The sequence below is a fragment of the Streptomyces luteogriseus genome (assembly GCF_014205055.1).
GTDB classification, from domain to species: Bacteria; Actinomycetota; Actinomycetes; order Streptomycetales; family Streptomycetaceae; genus Streptomyces; species Streptomyces luteogriseus.
In genome coordinates this window covers 3,656,849-3,672,376 of record NZ_JACHMS010000001.1, presented here as the reverse complement: position 1 = coordinate 3,672,376, position 15,528 = coordinate 3,656,849, and the positions used below count along the sequence as shown (strand labels likewise).

11 protein-coding genes are annotated in these 15,528 nt (G+C 72.2%); 3 read left to right on the top strand and 8 right to left on the bottom strand.

What is annotated here, in order from left to right:
* The first annotated feature begins 3 nt into the window (after positions 1–3).
* The 3 genes from BJ965_RS15900 to recQ all read left to right on the top strand — a co-directional run bounded on the left by BJ965_RS15900 (position 4) and on the right by recQ (position 5,560).
* A complete protein-coding gene (locus tag BJ965_RS15900) occupies positions 4–1,575 on the top strand; it encodes an NADH-quinone oxidoreductase subunit M (RefSeq protein WP_184909205.1) in 1,572 nt (523 codons plus the stop codon).
* Positions 1,572–3,221, top strand: a complete 1,650-nt coding sequence (nuoN, locus tag BJ965_RS15895; RefSeq protein ID WP_184909204.1) for an NADH-quinone oxidoreductase subunit NuoN — start codon at positions 1,572–1,574, stop codon at positions 3,219–3,221. The genes BJ965_RS15900 and nuoN overlap by 4 nt, the downstream gene beginning before the upstream one ends.
* A 236-nt stretch (positions 3,222–3,457) precedes the next feature.
* Positions 3,458–5,560: a DNA helicase RecQ gene (gene recQ, locus BJ965_RS15890; protein WP_376777978.1), complete on the top strand. Its 2,103-nt coding sequence runs from the start codon at positions 3,458–3,460 to the stop codon at positions 5,558–5,560.
* A 47-nt stretch (positions 5,561–5,607) separates the two neighbouring features.
* Here the strand turns inward: recQ and BJ965_RS15885 are convergent, their stop codons facing one another.
* From BJ965_RS15885 to fahA, 8 genes are all read right to left on the bottom strand, one after another.
* Positions 5,608–8,460 carry a fumarate reductase/succinate dehydrogenase flavoprotein subunit gene (locus BJ965_RS15885; RefSeq protein ID WP_376777922.1) on the bottom strand — a complete coding sequence of 951 codons (2,853 nt, stop codon included), beginning with the start codon at positions 8,458–8,460 and terminating at the stop codon, positions 5,608–5,610.
* A gap of 11 nt (positions 8,461–8,471) precedes the next feature.
* On the bottom strand, positions 8,472–9,365 hold the full coding sequence (locus BJ965_RS15880) for an ABC transporter ATP-binding protein (RefSeq protein ID WP_246545906.1): 894 nt from the start codon (positions 9,363–9,365) through the stop codon (positions 8,472–8,474).
* Positions 9,349–10,233 carry an ABC transporter permease gene (locus BJ965_RS15875; RefSeq protein WP_184909203.1) on the bottom strand — a complete coding sequence of 295 codons (885 nt, stop codon included), beginning with the start codon at positions 10,231–10,233 and terminating at the stop codon, positions 9,349–9,351. Before BJ965_RS15875 ends, BJ965_RS15880 begins: the two co-directional genes overlap by 17 nt.
* Positions 10,230–11,576, bottom strand: coding sequence for an ABC transporter substrate-binding protein (locus BJ965_RS15870; protein ID WP_184917200.1), 1,347 nt, complete (start codon positions 11,574–11,576; stop codon positions 10,230–10,232). The genes BJ965_RS15875 and BJ965_RS15870 overlap by 4 nt, the downstream gene beginning before the upstream one ends.
* Before the next feature lie 60 nt (positions 11,577–11,636).
* On the bottom strand, positions 11,637–11,864 hold the full coding sequence (locus BJ965_RS15865; RefSeq protein WP_043497678.1) for a 4Fe-4S dicluster domain-containing protein: 228 nt from the start codon (positions 11,862–11,864) through the stop codon (positions 11,637–11,639).
* Between the two features lie 33 nt (positions 11,865–11,897).
* On the bottom strand, positions 11,898–12,686 hold the full coding sequence (locus tag BJ965_RS15860) for a GntR family transcriptional regulator (protein ID WP_184909202.1): 789 nt from the start codon (positions 12,684–12,686) through the stop codon (positions 11,898–11,900).
* Positions 12,687–12,901: 215 nt separating this feature from the next.
* A complete protein-coding gene (locus BJ965_RS15855; RefSeq protein ID WP_184917197.1) occupies positions 12,902–13,840 on the bottom strand; it encodes a M56 family metallopeptidase in 939 nt (312 codons plus the stop codon).
* A 217-nt stretch (positions 13,841–14,057) separates the two neighbouring features.
* Positions 14,058–15,269 carry a fumarylacetoacetase gene (gene fahA, locus BJ965_RS15850; RefSeq protein ID WP_184909201.1) on the bottom strand — a complete coding sequence of 404 codons (1,212 nt, stop codon included), beginning with the start codon at positions 15,267–15,269 and terminating at the stop codon, positions 14,058–14,060.
* Positions 15,270–15,528 lie beyond the last annotated feature (259 nt).

Sequence of the window (15,528 nt, the reverse complement as noted above, 5' to 3'; positions counted from 1 at the left end):
CCGATGTCCTTTCCTCTGCTGACAGCGACAGCGGCGCTCCCGGCCGTCGGAGCGATCGCCACGGCCGCCGTACCGGCCGCGAAGCGCACCGCCGCCAAGTGGCTGGCGCTGCTCTTCTCGCTCGCCACGCTCGTCCTGGCGGTCACCGTCCTGGTCCGCTTCGACCCGGACGGCGACCGCTACCAGCTCACCGAGTCCCATGCCTGGATCGCGGACTTCGGCGTCCGCTACGAACTGGGTGTGGACGGCATCGGGGTGGCGCTGGTCGCGCTGACCGCCCTCCTGATCCCGTTCATCATCCTCGCGGGCTGGCACGACGCCGACCCGCTGGAGACCGGCAGCAGCCGGTGGCGGCCGACGCAGGGCTTCTTCGCCCTGATCCTGGCCGTCGAGGCGATGGTGATCCTCTCCTTCGAGGCCACCGACGTCTTCCTCTTCTACATCTTCTTCGAAGCCATGCTGATCCCGATGTACTTCCTCATCGGCGGCTTCGGGGACCGTGCCCACGAGCACGGCGAGAAGGCGGCGGCGACCCAACGGTCGTACGCGGCCGTCAAGTTCCTCCTCTACAACCTGGCCGGCGGTCTGATCATGCTGGCCGCGGTGATCGGCCTGTACGTGGTCGCCGGGAACTTCTCGCTCCAGGAGATCGCCGAAGCCCGTGCCAACGGCACGCTCGACATGGCGACCAACACCGAACGCTGGCTGTTCCTCGGCTTCTTCTTCGCCTTCGCGGTGAAGGCGCCGCTGTGGCCGCTGCACACCTGGCTGCCCAACGCCATGCAGGAGTCCACCGCCCCGGTCGCGGTCCTCATCACGGCGGTCGTCGACAAGGTCGGCACCTTCGCGATGCTCCGCTTCTGCCTCCAGCTGTTCCCGGAGGCCAGCAAGTGGGCCACGCCCGCCATCCTCGTCCTCGCCCTGATCAGCATCATCTACGGGGCGCTGCTCGCGGTCGGCCAGCGGGACATCAAGCGGCTGATCGCCTACGCGTCGATCTCCCACTTCGGCTTCATCATCATGGGCATCTTCGCGATGACCAGCCAGGGCCAGTCCGGCGCGACGCTGTACATGATCAACCACGGCATCTCGACGGCCGCGCTGATGCTGGTGGCGGGTTTCCTGATCTCCCGGCGCGGCTCGCGGCTCATCGCCGACTACGGCGGAGTGCAGAAGGTCGCCCCGGTGCTCGCCGGCACGTTCCTGATCGGCAGCCTCGCGACCCTGTCGCTGCCGGGGCTGGCGCCGTTCGTCAGTGAGTTCCTGGTCCTGGTCGGCACGTTCACGCGTTACCCGGTGATCGGCATCATCGCCACCTTCGGCATCGTCCTCGCCGCGCTCTACACCCTCGTCCTCTACCAGCGGACGATGACGGGCCCGGTGAAGCCGGAGGTCTCCGCGATGCCGGACCTCAGGATCCGTGAGCTCGTGGTGGTCGCCCCGCTGGTCGTCCTGCTGATCTTCCTGGGCGTCTACCCGAAGCCCGTCACGCAGATCATCGATCCGGCGGTCAAACAGACCATGTCCGACGTCCAGAAGAAGGACCCCCAGCCCGAGGTGGAGGCGGCCAAGTGAGCGCAACAGCCGTCCACAGCCTGTGGACAACCGCGGCCGATCCGATCACCAAGATCGACGCGCCGAAGTTCGAGTACGGCCAGCTGTCGCCGACCCTGATCGTCGTCGGCGCGGCGATCATCGGGATCCTGATCGAGGCGTTCGTCCCGCGGAAGTCGCGCTACTACGCCCAGATGTTCGTGTCCGTCGTCGCCCTCGCCGCCGCCTTCGCCGCGGTCGTGGCACTCGCGGCCGACGGGTACGGCACGACCAAGGCACGCATCGCGGCCATGGGCGCGATCGCCGTCGACGGGCCGGCCCTGTTCCTCCAGGGCACGATCCTGCTGGCGGCCCTGGTGGGCCTGTTCACCTTCGCCGAGCGGCGCCTGGACCCGGTGGTGCACGGCAACCGCGTCGACTCCTTCGCCGCGCAGGCCGCGTCCGTGCCGGGCAGCGAGAGCGAGAAGGCCGCGGTCAAGGCCGGGTTCACCACCACCGAGGTGTTCCCGCTGCTGCTGTTCGCCGTCGCCGGCATGCTGATCTTCCCGGCGGCGAACGACCTGCTGACGCTGTTCGTGGCGCTGGAGGTCCTCTCCCTGCCGCTGTACCTGCTGTGCGCGCTGGCCCGCCGCAAGCGGCTCATGTCGCAGGAGGCGGCGGTCAAGTACTTCCTGCTCGGCGCCTTCGCCTCCGCGTTCACCCTGTTCGGCATCGCGCTGCTCTACGGCTACGCGGGCTCGATGTCGTACGCGACGATCGCGCAGGTCGTCGACGGCACCGTGCAGGACGTCAACCCGGCGCTCGCCGACACCATGGGCAACGACGCGCTGCTGCTGATCGGCGCAGCGCTGCTGGTCATGGGCCTGCTGTTCAAGGTGGGCGCGGTGCCGTTCCACATGTGGACGCCGGACGTGTACCAGGGCGCGCCGACGCCGGTGACCGGCTTCATGGCGGCGGCGACAAAGGTGGCGGCGTTCGGCGCGCTGCTGCGGCTGCTGTACGTCGTCCTGCCGGGCCTGCGCTGGGACTGGCGGCCGGTCATGTGGGCCGTGGCCATCGTCACCATGCTGGGCGGTGCGATCGTCGCGATCACGCAGACCGACATCAAGCGGTTGCTGGCGTACTCGTCGATCGCGCACGCCGGGTTCATCCTCGCGGGTGTCATCGCGACCACGCCCGACGGTGTCTCGTCGGTGCTGTTCTACCTGGCGGCGTACTCGTTCGTGACGATCGGCGCCTTCGCGGTGGTCACGCTCGTCCGGGACGCCGGGGGCGAGGCGACGCACCTGTCCAAGTGGGCGGGGCTCGGGCGCAGGTCCCCGCTGGTGGCGGCCGTGTTCGCGGTGTTCCTGCTGGCCTTCGCGGGCATTCCGCTGACGTCCGGCTTCGCCGGGAAGTTCGCCGTGTTCAAGGCGGCTGCGGAGGGCGGGGCCGCCCCGCTCGTCGTCATCGGCGTGATCTCGTCGGCGATCGCGGCGTTCTTCTACATCCGCGTCATCGTGCTGATGTTCTTCAGCGAGCCGCGGCCGGAGGGCCCGACGGTGGCCGTGCCGTCGCCGCTGACGATGACGGCGATCGGGGTGGGCGTGGCGGTCACGCTGGTGCTCGGCGTGGCCCCGCAGTACTTCCTGGATCTGGCGGGGCAGGCGGGCGTGTTCGTCCGCTGACGTCCGTGTACGGCTGTGTGGGGTCCGGTCTCCTTCGGGGGCCGGGCCCCGCGGCGTTTTCGGGCGAGGTGCCGCCGTGGCGAGCCCTGTCGCACGTATGTATGGGCACCGCCTTCACCGGGCGAGACCTGTGGATAACTCCGGGGCTGTCGGTGCGGGCGCCTATGGTGGACGCAGTGGTCGAGGCGCGACGCACGGGGGACGCAACGATGGGCGCGACGGGCGGGACGGGTGTGATGACGGAACTGGACGCGATGACCGGAGCCGGGGGTACCGGAGCCGGGATCGGCGCGGGCAGTGGTCCCGCCGGGCCCCTCGACGCCGACGCGAGCGAGGCGCTGGCCGCGCTGCACCGGGTCTTCGGGTACGACGCCTTCCGCGGTGAGCAGGAAGCGGTCATCGAGCATGTGGTGGCCGGCGGCGACGCCGTCGTGCTCATGCCGACCGGCGGCGGAAAGTCGCTGTGCTACCAGATCCCGTCGCTGGTCAGGCCGGGTACGGGTGTGGTCGTCTCCCCGCTCATCGCCCTGATGCAGGACCAGGTGGACGCGCTGCGGGCGCTGGGCGTGCGGGCCGGGTTCATGAACTCCACGCAGGACTTCGACGAGCGGCGGATGGTGGAGGCCGAGTTCCTCGCCGGCGAGCTGGACCTGCTGTACCTGGCGCCGGAGCGGCTGCGGGTGGGGAGCACGCTCGACCTGCTCTCCCGCGGCAAGATCTCCCTCTTCGCGATCGACGAGGCGCACTGCGTCTCCCAGTGGGGCCACGACTTCCGGCCCGACTACCTGGCGCTGTCCCTGCTCGGCGAGCGCTGGCCGGACGTGCCGCGCATCGCGCTGACGGCGACGGCCACGCATGCGACGCACCGGGAGATCACCGAGCGGCTGAACATGCCGGCGGCCCGGCACTTCGTGGCGAGCTTCGACCGGCCCAACATCCAGTACCGGATCGTGCCCAAGGCCGACCCGAAGAAGCAGCTGCTGAGCTTCCTGCGTGAGGAGCACGCGGGCGACGCGGGCATCGTCTACTGCCTGTCGCGCAACTCGGTGGAGAAGACCGCCGAGTTCCTCAGCCGCAACGGCGTCGAGGCCGTGCCGTACCACGCGGGCCTGGACGCGGGCACGCGCGCGGCCCACCAGTCCCGCTTCCTGCGGGAGGACGGCCTGGTCGTGGTGGCGACCATCGCCTTCGGCATGGGCATCGACAAGCCGGACGTCCGTTTCGTCGCCCACCTCGACCTGCCCAAGTCGGTCGAGGGCTACTACCAGGAGACGGGCCGGGCCGGCCGTGACGGACTGCCGTCGACGGCCTGGATGGCCTACGGACTGAACGACGTCATCCAGCAGCGCAAGCTGATCCAGTCCGGAGAGGGGGACGAGGCCTTCCGGCGCCGGGCCCAGGCCCACCTGGACTCGATGCTGGCGCTGTGCGAGACGGCCCAGTGCCGCCGGGGGCAGCTCCTCGCCTACTTCGGCCAGGACCCGGACCCGTCCGGATGCGGCAACTGCGACACCTGCCTGACCCCGCCGGAGACCTGGGACGGCACTGTCGCGGCGCAGAAGGCACTGTCCACGGTGGTCCGGCTGCAGCGGGAGCGCGGGCAGAAGTTCGGCGCGGTGCAGATCGTCGACATCCTGCTGGGGAAGCGGACCGCCAAGGTCATCCAGTTCGACCACGACCAGCTGTCCGTGTTCGGCATCGGCGAGGAGCTCACCGAGGGCGAATGGCGCGGCGTCATCCGGCAGTTGCTCGCCCAGGGGCTGCTCGCGGTGGAGGGCGAGTACGGCACGTTGGTGCTGACCGAGGCCAGCGGGGCGGTGCTGCGGCGGGAGCGGGACGTGCCGTTGCGCAAGGAGCCGAAGAAGCCGGTGAGCTCCCGGTCGGGGTCCTCGTCGACGGGCTCCGGGCGGGGCGAGCGCAAGGGCAAGGCCGTCGCCGCCGAGCTGTCCGAGGAGCTGCTGCCGGCCTTCGAGGCACTGCGCGCCTGGCGCGCCGAACAGGCTCGTGAGCAGGGCGTCCCCGCGTACGTGATCTTCCACGACGCCACCCTGCGGGACATCGCCACAGTGTGGCCGACGTCGGTGGGGGAGCTCGGCGGGATCAGCGGGGTCGGCGAGAAGAAGCTCACCACGTACGGGGAGGGTGTGCTGGAGGTGCTCGCGTCGCTGGGCGGGCCGGGAGGTGCTGCTCCTGCGGGCGACGCGCCTTCGGCCCAGTTGGCTCCTTCGGGCCCCTCGCCGTCCGGCCAGACCCCGCCTCACACCCTCGGTCAGGACGCGGGCGAGCCGGACCACTGGCCGGAGATGGACGAGGAGCCGGAGCCCGACGACTGGATATAGGGCCGGGTTCCGGCCGGGTCACAGGGACGGGCGAGCCGCCGGGCCGGTCACAACGCCCTCCCCGCGTACGCCCTGACATCCGCGTCGGAGTCCGTCGTCGCCGTGGCGAGCGCCGCCCGGGCCTCCTCGGTGCCGCGGTGCCGGGTGAGTGCCAGGACGGCGGCTTTGCGGACGTCGGCGTTGGGGTCCGCCAGGGCCTTGGCGAGCGCCGGGACGGCCACGTCGGGATTGGCGACGGACAGGGCCGTGGCGGCTCCGGACCGGACCTGCCAGGCGGTCTCGGACAGGGCGGCCACGGCGCGTGCGGTGAGGGGCGCCGGGCAGCCGGTGGCGCCCAGTGCTCCGTAGGCCGCTGCCCGCACCAGGGCATCAGGGTCGTCGAGGAGACCGGTGAGGGCCGCTTCGATGGAACCGGCGTCGGGATCGGCGTCGGTCGGGGCGTCCTGCGCCGGCCGCTCGCCACCCACCGTGGCCAGGCCCTTGGCGATCGCGACCCGGACCTCGCGGGAGGGGTCGGAGAGTGCCGCGCGGGCCAGTTCGCCGGCGGCGTCCACGGACACCAGGGCGCGAACGGCCTCGATGCGGACGGCGATGTCGGAGTCCACGAGGGAGCCCGCGAACAGGGCGGCGTCTCCGAGGCGCAGGGCGCGCAGGACGTCCAGGGCCGCGGCGCGCACCACCGGGTCCGGCTCGGCCAGGGCGGCGGCGAGACCGTCGCGCAGGTCCGGCTCGGCCGGGAGCGTCTCGACCAGCTCCCGCAGTGACGCGGCAGCGGCGGCACGCACCTCGGCGGCGCTGTCGCGCAGGGCGGAGGCGAGAGCGGTGCCCGTCCCCGGCGGCAGCGTCTCGGTGAGCACGGCGACGGCCTCACGGCGGACGGTGGCGACGGGGTCGGTCAAGTAGGGCTGAAGGGCGTCGAGCTCGGGCTCTTCGTCGGCGAGCGCGACGAGTTCGAGGAGACGGGCCGGGGACTGTTCTCCGGAAGGTGCGACGGCCGGGGACCGCTCTCCGGAGGGCGCGGCGGCCGACGACAGCGGTGGCGAGACCGGTTCCGTCGCCGCGACAGCAGCCCCGACCGCGGCCGCGACCGGCGCCAGGTCACGCGAACCCGCCGTGGCCACCTCCTCGGCGTGGACCTCGCCGAGGGCACGGGACGGGCCGCCGACGGGGTCGAAACCGTCGACCGGAACGAGATAGGGAGCCACGGGCCGGGCCGTGAACTCCATGGCACCAGAGGGGGACTTGTGCAGATCGAGGTGATGGAACCAGGACGCGTCGTCGCGCTGCGGATGGTCGAGACGGTCGTGGTAGAGGCCCCAGCGGGACTCCGTACGGGCCAGGGAGGACCGTGCGGCCATCTCCGCGCAGTCGCGGATGAAGGTGACCTCGGCGCAGCGCATCAGCTCGTGCGCGGTGCGGGCGCCCATCTCGGCGATGTCGGTGTGCATGCGCTGGAAGGCCTCCAGGGCCAGCGACAGCCGGGCACCGGACTTGGGCGGAGCCACGTAGTCGTTCACGAAGCGGCGCAGCTTGTACTCGACCTGGGGCTGCGGCGGGCCGTCGGGGTTGCGCAGCGGGCGGTAGATCAGCTCGTGCGCCTCCCGCAGCTGATCGGACGGCAACTCGCCCGCGTAGGTCCGGTACTGGGACGCGTCAGCGCCCGCCAGGTCACCGAAGACGAACGCGCCGATCATGTAGTTGTGGGGCACGCAGGCCAGGTCGCCGGCGGCGTACAGCCGGGGGACGGTCGTGCGGGCGTGCTCGTCCACGCGGACGCCGGAGGCGGAGTGTCCGCCGCACAGGCCGATCTCCGAGATGTGCATCTCGATGTCGTGGGTGCGGTAGTCGTGGCCGCGGCCGGAGTGGAAGGTTCCGCGGGTGGGGCGCTCGGTGGAGTGCAGGATCGTCTCCAGGGCCGAGACGGACTCCTCGGGGAGATGGCTCAGCTTCAGGTAGACGGGCCCCCGGTCGGACGCCACCTCGGCGGCGAACTCGGCCATCATCTGGCCCGACCAGTAGTCGGAGTCGACGAAGCGTTCGCCGTGCCGGTTGACCTGGTAGCCGCCGAAGGGGTTGGCGACGTAGGCGCAGGCCGGGCCGTTGTAGTCCTTGATCAGCGGGTTGATCTGGAAGCACTCGATGCCGGTGAGCTCGGCGCCCGCGTGGTAGGCCATGGCGTAGCCGTCGCCCGCGTTGGTGGGGTTCTCGTAGGTGCCGTAGAGGTAGCCGGAGGCGGGCAGGCCGAGGCGGCCGCAGGCGCCGGTCGCGAGGATCACCGCGCCCGCGCGGACCTGGACGAACTGCCCCGTACGGGTGTTGAAGCCCGCCGCTCCGACGGCCCGTCCGTCCGCCGTGAGGACCCGCACCGGCATCACCCGGTTCTCGATGCGGATCCTCTCCCGCATCTCGCGCCGCCGCAGCTGCCGGTAGAGGACCTTCTTGACGTCCTTGCCCTCCGGCATCGGCAGTACGTAGGAGCCGGAGCGGTGGACCTGGCGGACCGCGTAGTCGCCGTGCTCGTCCTTCTCGAACTTCACGCCGTAGGACTCCAGCCGTTGCACCATGCCGAAGCCGCGGGTGGCGGTCTGGCGGACGGTGGACTGGTCGACGATGCCGTCGTTGGCGCGGGTGATCTCGGCGACGTAGTCGTCCGGTTCGGCCCGGCCCGGGATGACCGCGTTGTTGACGCCGTCCATGCCCATGGCGAGCGCACCGGAGTGGCGGACGTGGGCCTTCTCCAGCAGCAGCACGTCCGCGCCGTGCTCGGCGGCGGTCAGCGCGGCCATGGTGCCGGCGGTGCCGCCGCCGATGACGAGGACGTCGCAGGTCAGTTCCTCGGCGTCGGCGAGGGACGGGACGGCCAGGGGGGTGTCCGCAGGGGGGTTCACGGAGGTGGTCACCGGGGTGCCTTTCACGTACCGAGCGAGGTGAGGACGTCGCGCCGCAGGGCCACGCGCACCGGGTCGTCGTGTGCGCCGCGGTCGCGCGGGCGGGGGATGTCCCGGACGGCGACGAGGCCGCCCGCTCCGAGCAGGGCCATGCGGTCGCCGAGGAACAGGGCCTCGTCCACGTCGTGGGTGACGAAGACGACGGTGGCGCCCGTGCCCTGGAGCACCTCCACCAGCAGGTCCTGCATGCCCGCGCGGTTCTGTGCGTCGAGCGCGCCGAACGGCTCGTCCATCAGGACGGCGCGTGGGCGTCCGGCCAGGGCGCGGGCCAGCTGGACGCGCTGGCGCTGCCCGCCGGAGACCCGGTGCGGCAACTGCCTTGCCTGCGAGCCGAGTCCGACGCGTTCCAGCCAGGCCCGGGCCTGCTCCCGGCGCTCGGCGCGGGGTACGCCGCGGATGGCGAGGGGCAGTTCGACGTTGGCGCGCAGGGTGCGCCAGGGGAGCAGGGCGTCCTCCTGGAAGACCAGGGCGCGGTCGGCCGAGGGGCCGGTCAGCGGCTGCCCGTCCTGGGCGATCTCGCCCGCGAGCGGCGACAACAGGCCGGCCAGGGTGCGCAGCAGGGTCGACTTGCCGCAGCCGGACGGGCCGACGACGGTGAGGATCTCGCCGGGGGCGATGTCCAGATCGACCTCGTCCAGAGCGGGGGCGCCGGGGCGGCCGAGGGATGCGCCGGTGAGGGTGAGCCGGGTGCCGCGCCCCGGGGCGCCGGGGGCGGCGGCCTTGGACGACGTGCTCGCGAGGGTGTCGGACGACGTGCTCGGGGCGGTGTCGGACGACGTGCTCGGGTCGGTCTCGGACGAGGGGGCCGGGACGGCTCCGGGCGGGGTGTTCGACACGGTGTCAGACGAGGTGCTCATCGTGTGCCTCCTCGGATCGGGTGCCGCCGGGGACGGTGGCAGTGGCGGCCGGTGCCGGTGCCGGCGTCACGGACCGGCCGGGCCGGGGCGGCCGGGCCCCGGGCACGTAGGCGGTGCGGGGCAGCCAGCGGGTGAGGCGGCGGCCCAGCAGTTCCACGGCCGTGGAGGTGAGCCAGCCGAGGACGCCGATGGTGACCATGCCGACGAACACGCCGGGGTAGTCGACGACGGTGTAGTCCTGCCAGGTGCGGTAGCCGACGCCGTACTGGCCGGAGATCATCTCGGCGGAGATCACACAGATCCACGAGACGCCGATGCCGACGGACAGACCGCCGAACACACCGGGCAGCGCGCCCGGCAGCACGACCGAGCCGAGGATCCGCCACCGGCCCCCGCCCATGGTGCGAACGGCCTCCTCCCACACGGGGGTCAGGGCGCGCACCGCGTGCCGGGTGGAGACCAGGACGGGGAAGAAGGCGGCGGTGCAGGTGATGAAGACGATGCCCTGCTCGTTGGAGGGGAACAGCAGGATCGCGACGGGGACCAGGGCGATGGCCGGGATCGGCCGGATCACCTCCAGCACCGGACCGAGCAGGTCCTCGGCGAGCCGCGAGCGCGCCGCGAGCACGCCCGTCGCCACACCGAGGACGGCGGCCAGCAGGAAGCCGGTGAGGATCCGGGTGAGGCTGTCGGTGAGGTCCGTCCAGTAGTCCGGCCCGGACACCCGGGCGGCGAAGGTCCGGGCCACGTCGGTGACCGTCGGGAACTGCGAGAAGCGCAGCCACAGGTCGATGTTCAGGCTGGTCAGCGCCTGCCACAGGCCGAGGGCGGCGGCCAGGGACGCCACCCGGAGCGCGTACCGCTTCACGAGGCCCGCTCCAGGGCGTCGGCGTACGGGACCACCCGGGCTCCGCCGTGCCCGGCGATGTACGCCTGCGCGGTGTCGGGGGCGACGAAGGGCAGCAGCGTGTCGCCGTCGGCCACCCACACGGCCTTGTCGGCGAACCAGAGGGTGCCGGTGGTGGTGTCGGGGACGTAGGCGGCGCGCAGGGCGTCGCGATGCCCGGCGACGTAACGCAACAGCTTGGAGGGGGAGTCGAACGTGACGGTCTTCGAGGCGCCCTTGGGCCAGGCCTCGCTCGCGGCGGGCGCGGGCTTCGTGGCGAGGTGCCCGGCGTACGCCGCCGATCCGAGGGCCTTCTTCACGTACTGGTCGTCGACGAAGGAGTCGACGTCCACGTCGCCGGTGAGCTTCGCCGACCTGAGGATCGACACGTCCCGCTTCAGCGCCGAGACGAGCTGGGGCCTGATGGCCGGGTCGAAGGTGGCGATGCCGTGATCGCCGTTGTAGAGGTAGACGACCTCGGCGGGCAGGCCGGTCGCCTTCGCGACCTTCTCGGCGGCGTCCACCGGGCGGTCGTTCAGGTAGTCGGTCGCCTCCGCCTGGGCCTTCAGGAACGCCTCCAGCACGGCAGGGCGCTGCTTCGCGAAGTCCTCGCGGGCGGTGACGCCGTGGAAGGTGGGCAGGTTCAGCCGGGCGCCGTCGTAGATCGCCTTCGCCTTGCCCTGGAAGGCGAGCAGGCCCGGCCAGGCGACGAACTGGGAGAGCGCGTCCGTGCTGCCCGCCGCGAGGGCGGAGGCGCCGACGGAGGGCTGCTGGTTGAGCTTCTCGATGCCGCTGTCCGGGTCGATGCCGGCGCGCTGCAGGGCCCGTACGAGGGTGCCGTCGGCGGCCGAGCCCACGCTCGTGGAGACCTTCTTGCCCTTCAGGTCCTTCAGGGACGTCAGCTCGGAACCGGGCGCGGTGACGATGGTGTTGAGGCCGCCGCGGAGGTTGTAGCCGGTGACCGAGACCAGGCGGGTGGGGCTGTTCAGCTGCTTGCCGCGGGCCGCGTTGATGAGCAGCGGGAAGTCGCCCATCGAGCCGATGTCGATCTTTCCGGCGGTCATCTGGGCGGTGATGGGGGCGCCGGTGGCGTAGTCCTGCCAGTTCACCTCGTAGTGGACGCCGTCGTGCAGGGAGTTCAGCTGCTTCTCGAAGGCGCCCAGGGAGCGGAGCAGGGTGCCGGCCGTGACGGTGTTGATCGTCCTGGACTGGTAGCCGACGGTGACGGTGACCGTGGAGCCGCTGCCCGCCTCGGCGTCACCGCCGCAGGCGCTGAGCGGGAGCAGGAGCACGCCGGCGGAGATAGCGACCGCGGTGCGTTTCAGGGTGGTTCGAGGCGGGACGCTTCGGGACGTGATGGTTCGGGACATGACGGTTCGGGCCTCTCACCGGAGCAGATAGGGCATGTTGACCGTGACGGCTCCGGTGGGGCAGCGGGCCGCGCACGGGCCGCAGTACCAGCACTCGTCGACGTGCATGTAGGCCTTGCCGTTGCGCTCGTCGATGGCGAGGGAGTCCAGCGGGCACATGTCCACGCAGAGCGTGCAGCCGTCGATGCACTTCGACTCGTCGATGGTCACGGGCACGTCGGCCCGCTGGGGCACCAAGGGCATGGCTGTCTCCAGGGATGTGCGCGAGCGGGATGGTTACCGGGTCCGGTGCAGCAGGCCGCTCATGGTGATGCGGTCGCCGCGGAAACGGATGAACTCCAGGTCGACCGGGCGGCCGTCCGCGAGGTGGGTGAGGCGTTCCAGCATGAGGACGGCGGCGCCGCGCGGGGCCTCGAGCACGGCGGCCGAGTGGGTGTCCGCGCTGACCGCTTCCAGGGTGATCTCGGCGTGGCCGAGGTGCCGGCCGGTGACGGCTTCCAGGAGGCGGAAGACGTCGGTGTTCTCCAGGTCGGCGCCGAGCAGTTCGGTGCCGATGTCGAGGGGGATGTAGGTGAGGTCGAGGGACAGGGGCAGACCGCCGAGCCTGCGCAGGCGTTCGATGTAGAGGACGTCGGTGCCGGGTGCGAGCCGGAGGCGGTCGGCGACCGGGGCGGGTGCCGGGGCGGGGCCCATGGTGCGGACCTCGTTGGTGACCTGCCCGTGTTCGCGGAGGGTTTCCGCGAGGCCCATCAGGCGGTCGAGGCCGTGGGGGTACTTGTGGGCCACGACCACGGTGCCGACGCCGGGCTGACGCTCCACGAGCCCCTCGGCCCGCAGCAGGTCGAGCGCCTCGCGGACCGTGTTGCGGCTGGTGCCGTACTCGGTCGCGAGGGTCGACTCGTGGGGGAGGGTGCCGCCGGGGAAGGCGCCGGTGAGCGCCTGCTGGCGGAGCAGGTCGGCGAGTTGACGGGCCCGGTCGGCGCGCAGCCGTCGCCGCGCGCGGTGGGCGGCGACGGTGGTCGCGGCTCCCTGTCCGGCGTGGTCTCGGATGCGGTCACTGGGCATGGCTCGGACCATACCTATCCGATAGGAAAAGTGGTGTTGCGGGAATGTTGCGCCACCGGGAGTGTGACCTGTCCGACTGCTGAGCTGCGGTTTCGGTCGGCCCGCGGGGAGATCCGCCACCACGGCACGGCACGGCACGGCACGGCACGGCACGGCACGGCACGGCACGGCACGGCACGGCACGGCACGGGCAGGGCACGGCACGGCCTGCCCGGCTACGACAGCGCCGTCAGCCCCGGGGCGAACGCGATCAGCAGGGGAAGCATCGGTACGAGCGCGGCCGTCGTGGTGGTGAGGGCCCGGTGCACGCGGTCCAGCCGGGGCGGCGGTTCCAGGAGCCGGTCGACCCGTTCGCCCAGCAGGCGGTGGCTGGAGGCGCAGGACAGGACGCCGCGGTGCTGGTTGAGCTCGATCAGGGCCAGGGCGGTCGTCAGGTGGCCGCAGCGGCGGGAGGCCGTGTCGTCGGCGGCCAGTTCGACCAGGCGGTGGGTTTGGTCGCAGAAGTGGGCGAACAGCGGGATGCGGGGGAAGCCGGTGGCCAGGGCCGTGGAGAGGTGCAGCAGCCAGTCGTGGCGGGCCCGGGCGTGGCCGCGCTCGTGGGTGAGGACGGCGTCGAGCTGGTGGCCGGTGAGGCGGTGCAGGGCGCCCGTGGTGACGATCAGCTGGGGCGGGCTGCCCGGCATCCACCAGGCGTCCGGGTACTCGTCCTCCAGGACCAGCAGCGGACCCCGGGCCGCCGGCAGGCCGGCCGGGAGGTCGGGGGCGCGCTCGCGCAGATGGGCCCGGGCCAGGGCGCGGCGCCGGCGCGCCTCGACGAACTCCCGCGCGAGCATCGCCGTCGTCCAGGCGGCACCGCAGGCCAGCAGCAGGGTGAGGGCGGCGGCCCACGGCGGGGCGGTGGACAGGTCGTACGCCGCGGTGACCGCGGGCGGTGCCGGGGCGAAGAGCTGGGCGCGGACCGTGCCGAAGACGGCGGCGGCGCCGAGGGAGAGCGCCGTCACGCAGGCCAGCAGGACGGTGGCGACCAGGCACTGCCAGACCCACAGCGCGACCACCGGTTCCCGCTCGGGCCACGCGGCCCGGGTCAGCGCCCGGGGAACGGGGACGGCGGCCGTCACGGCGACGACGCTCAGCAGGAGCAGGCAGACGGTCATGGCCACGGGCTCCGGTTCCTCGTCGGAAGAGGGGCGGACACGGGTCGTGCGGGGAAGGGCGGTCGCCGTGCGCACCGATGGCCACGACGAGCGTGACGCATGAGCGGGCACACCGCCCCGCGCCCAGTATGACGGGCCGGGCGGTGTGCGTCAGGGGCCGAACGACAACGGAAGGGACCGGAGGGGCGACCGTCGGCCGGCCCCCGGTCTACCGGAGTCAGCCCTGGACCACTCGCCCGGTCACCTCGCCCAGCCCCACCCGCACGCCGTGCGGCCCCGGGGCCCAGGCCGAGAGGGTCACCACGTCGCCGTCCTCCAGGAACGTCCGCTTGCCGTCGGGGAGTTCGAGGGGCTCGCGACCGTTCCAGGTCAGCTCCAGCAGGGAGCCGCGCTCGTGTTCCGCCGGGCCGCTGACCGTGCCGGAGCCGTAGAGGTCGCCGGTGCGCAGGGAGGCGCCGTTGACGGTCATGTGGGCCAGCTGCTGGGCGGCCGTCCAGTACATGGTGGAGAAGGGCGGCTCGGAGACGACGTGGCCGTTGACGGCGACGCTGATCCGCAGGTCGTAACCGCCGGGTTCCTCGTCGCTGTCGTCCAGGTACGGCAGCAGCTCGTGCGTCCGGGCGGGGGGCGCCACGAGGGCCTCCTCCAGGGCGTCCAGCGGAGTGATCCACGCCGACACCGACGTGGCGAAGGACTTGCCGAGGAACGGGCCGAGGGGCACGTACTCCCAGGCCTGGACGTCGCGGGCGGACCAGTCGTTGAGGAGGCACAGCCCGAACACGTGCTCGCGGAAGTCGCCGAGAGCCACCGGAGCGCCCATCCGGGACGGCACGCCGACGACGAAACCGACCTCGGCCTCGATGTCCAGGCGGACGGACGGGCCGAAGACGGGAGCGGAGTCCGTGGGGGCCTTGCGCTGGCCGGACGGCCGTGCGATCTCCGTGCCGGAGACGACGACCGTGCCGGAGCGGCCGTGGTAGCCGATGGGCAGGTGCTTCCAGTTGGGGGTGAGGGAGTCCTCCGCGTCGGGACGGAAGATCTGCCCGACGTTCCGCGCGTGGTTCTCGGAGGCGTAGAAGTCGACGTAGTCCGCGACCTCGAACGGCAGGTGCAGCTCCACCGACGACAGGGGGTGGAACAGGGGTGCGACGGTCTCGCGGTGGGACGGCACGGTCACCCAGGCGGTCAGCGCGCGGCGCACGTCCGACCAGGCCGTGCGGCCGGCGGCCAGCAGCGGGTTGAGGGTCGGCCGGGCGAGCAGGGAGGCGTACGGCGAGCCGAGCGCGTGGGCCGCGGCGCCCGCGTCCAGCACATGGTCGCCGAGCCGGACGCCCACGGTCCGGTGGGACGAGCCGGGCAGGGAGAACACGCCGTACGGCAGATTGTGCGGGCCGAAGGGGTCACCCTCGGGGACATCGAAGGGGGGCATCGGGTGCTGCCTCGCTTTCGGGTGTGCCATGTCGTCACCACGTATTCGTGGTCGTGCCACACGTTACGGGTCACGTGCCGGTCCTGGGCAGAGTCCGAGGAGACGGAGAAGGGCGAACGGGGCAGGTGGGCCCGGGTGGGGCCGGACGGGGCGACTCCGGCGGCCGGGCGGGACGCCGTATGCGTACGTGCCGGAAGTTATCCACAGGACGCGACGCAATCTTGACGGAGCGGTGCGAACGGGGAGACTCTGGGCGGGT

Coding starts and splice junctions, on each gene's coding strand:
- BJ965_RS15900 (WP_184909205.1), top strand. CDS start 4: ATGTCCTTTCCTCTGCTGACAGCGACAGCGGCGCTCCCGGCCGTCGGA.
- recQ (WP_376777978.1), top strand. CDS start 3,458: ATGACGGAACTGGACGCGATGACCGGAGCCGGGGGTACCGGAGCCGGG.
- BJ965_RS15880 (WP_246545906.1), bottom strand. CDS start 9,365: ATGAGCACCTCGTCTGACACCGTGTCGAACACCCCGCCCGGAGCCGTC.
- BJ965_RS15865 (WP_043497678.1), bottom strand. CDS start 11,864: ATGCCCTTGGTGCCCCAGCGGGCCGACGTGCCCGTGACCATCGACGAG.
- BJ965_RS15860 (WP_184909202.1), bottom strand. CDS start 12,686: ATGCCCAGTGACCGCATCCGAGACCACGCCGGACAGGGAGCCGCGACC.
- BJ965_RS15855 (WP_184917197.1), bottom strand. CDS start 13,840: ATGACCGTCTGCCTGCTCCTGCTGAGCGTCGTCGCCGTGACGGCCGCC.
- fahA (WP_184909201.1), bottom strand. CDS start 15,269: ATGCCCCCCTTCGATGTCCCCGAGGGTGACCCCTTCGGCCCGCACAAT.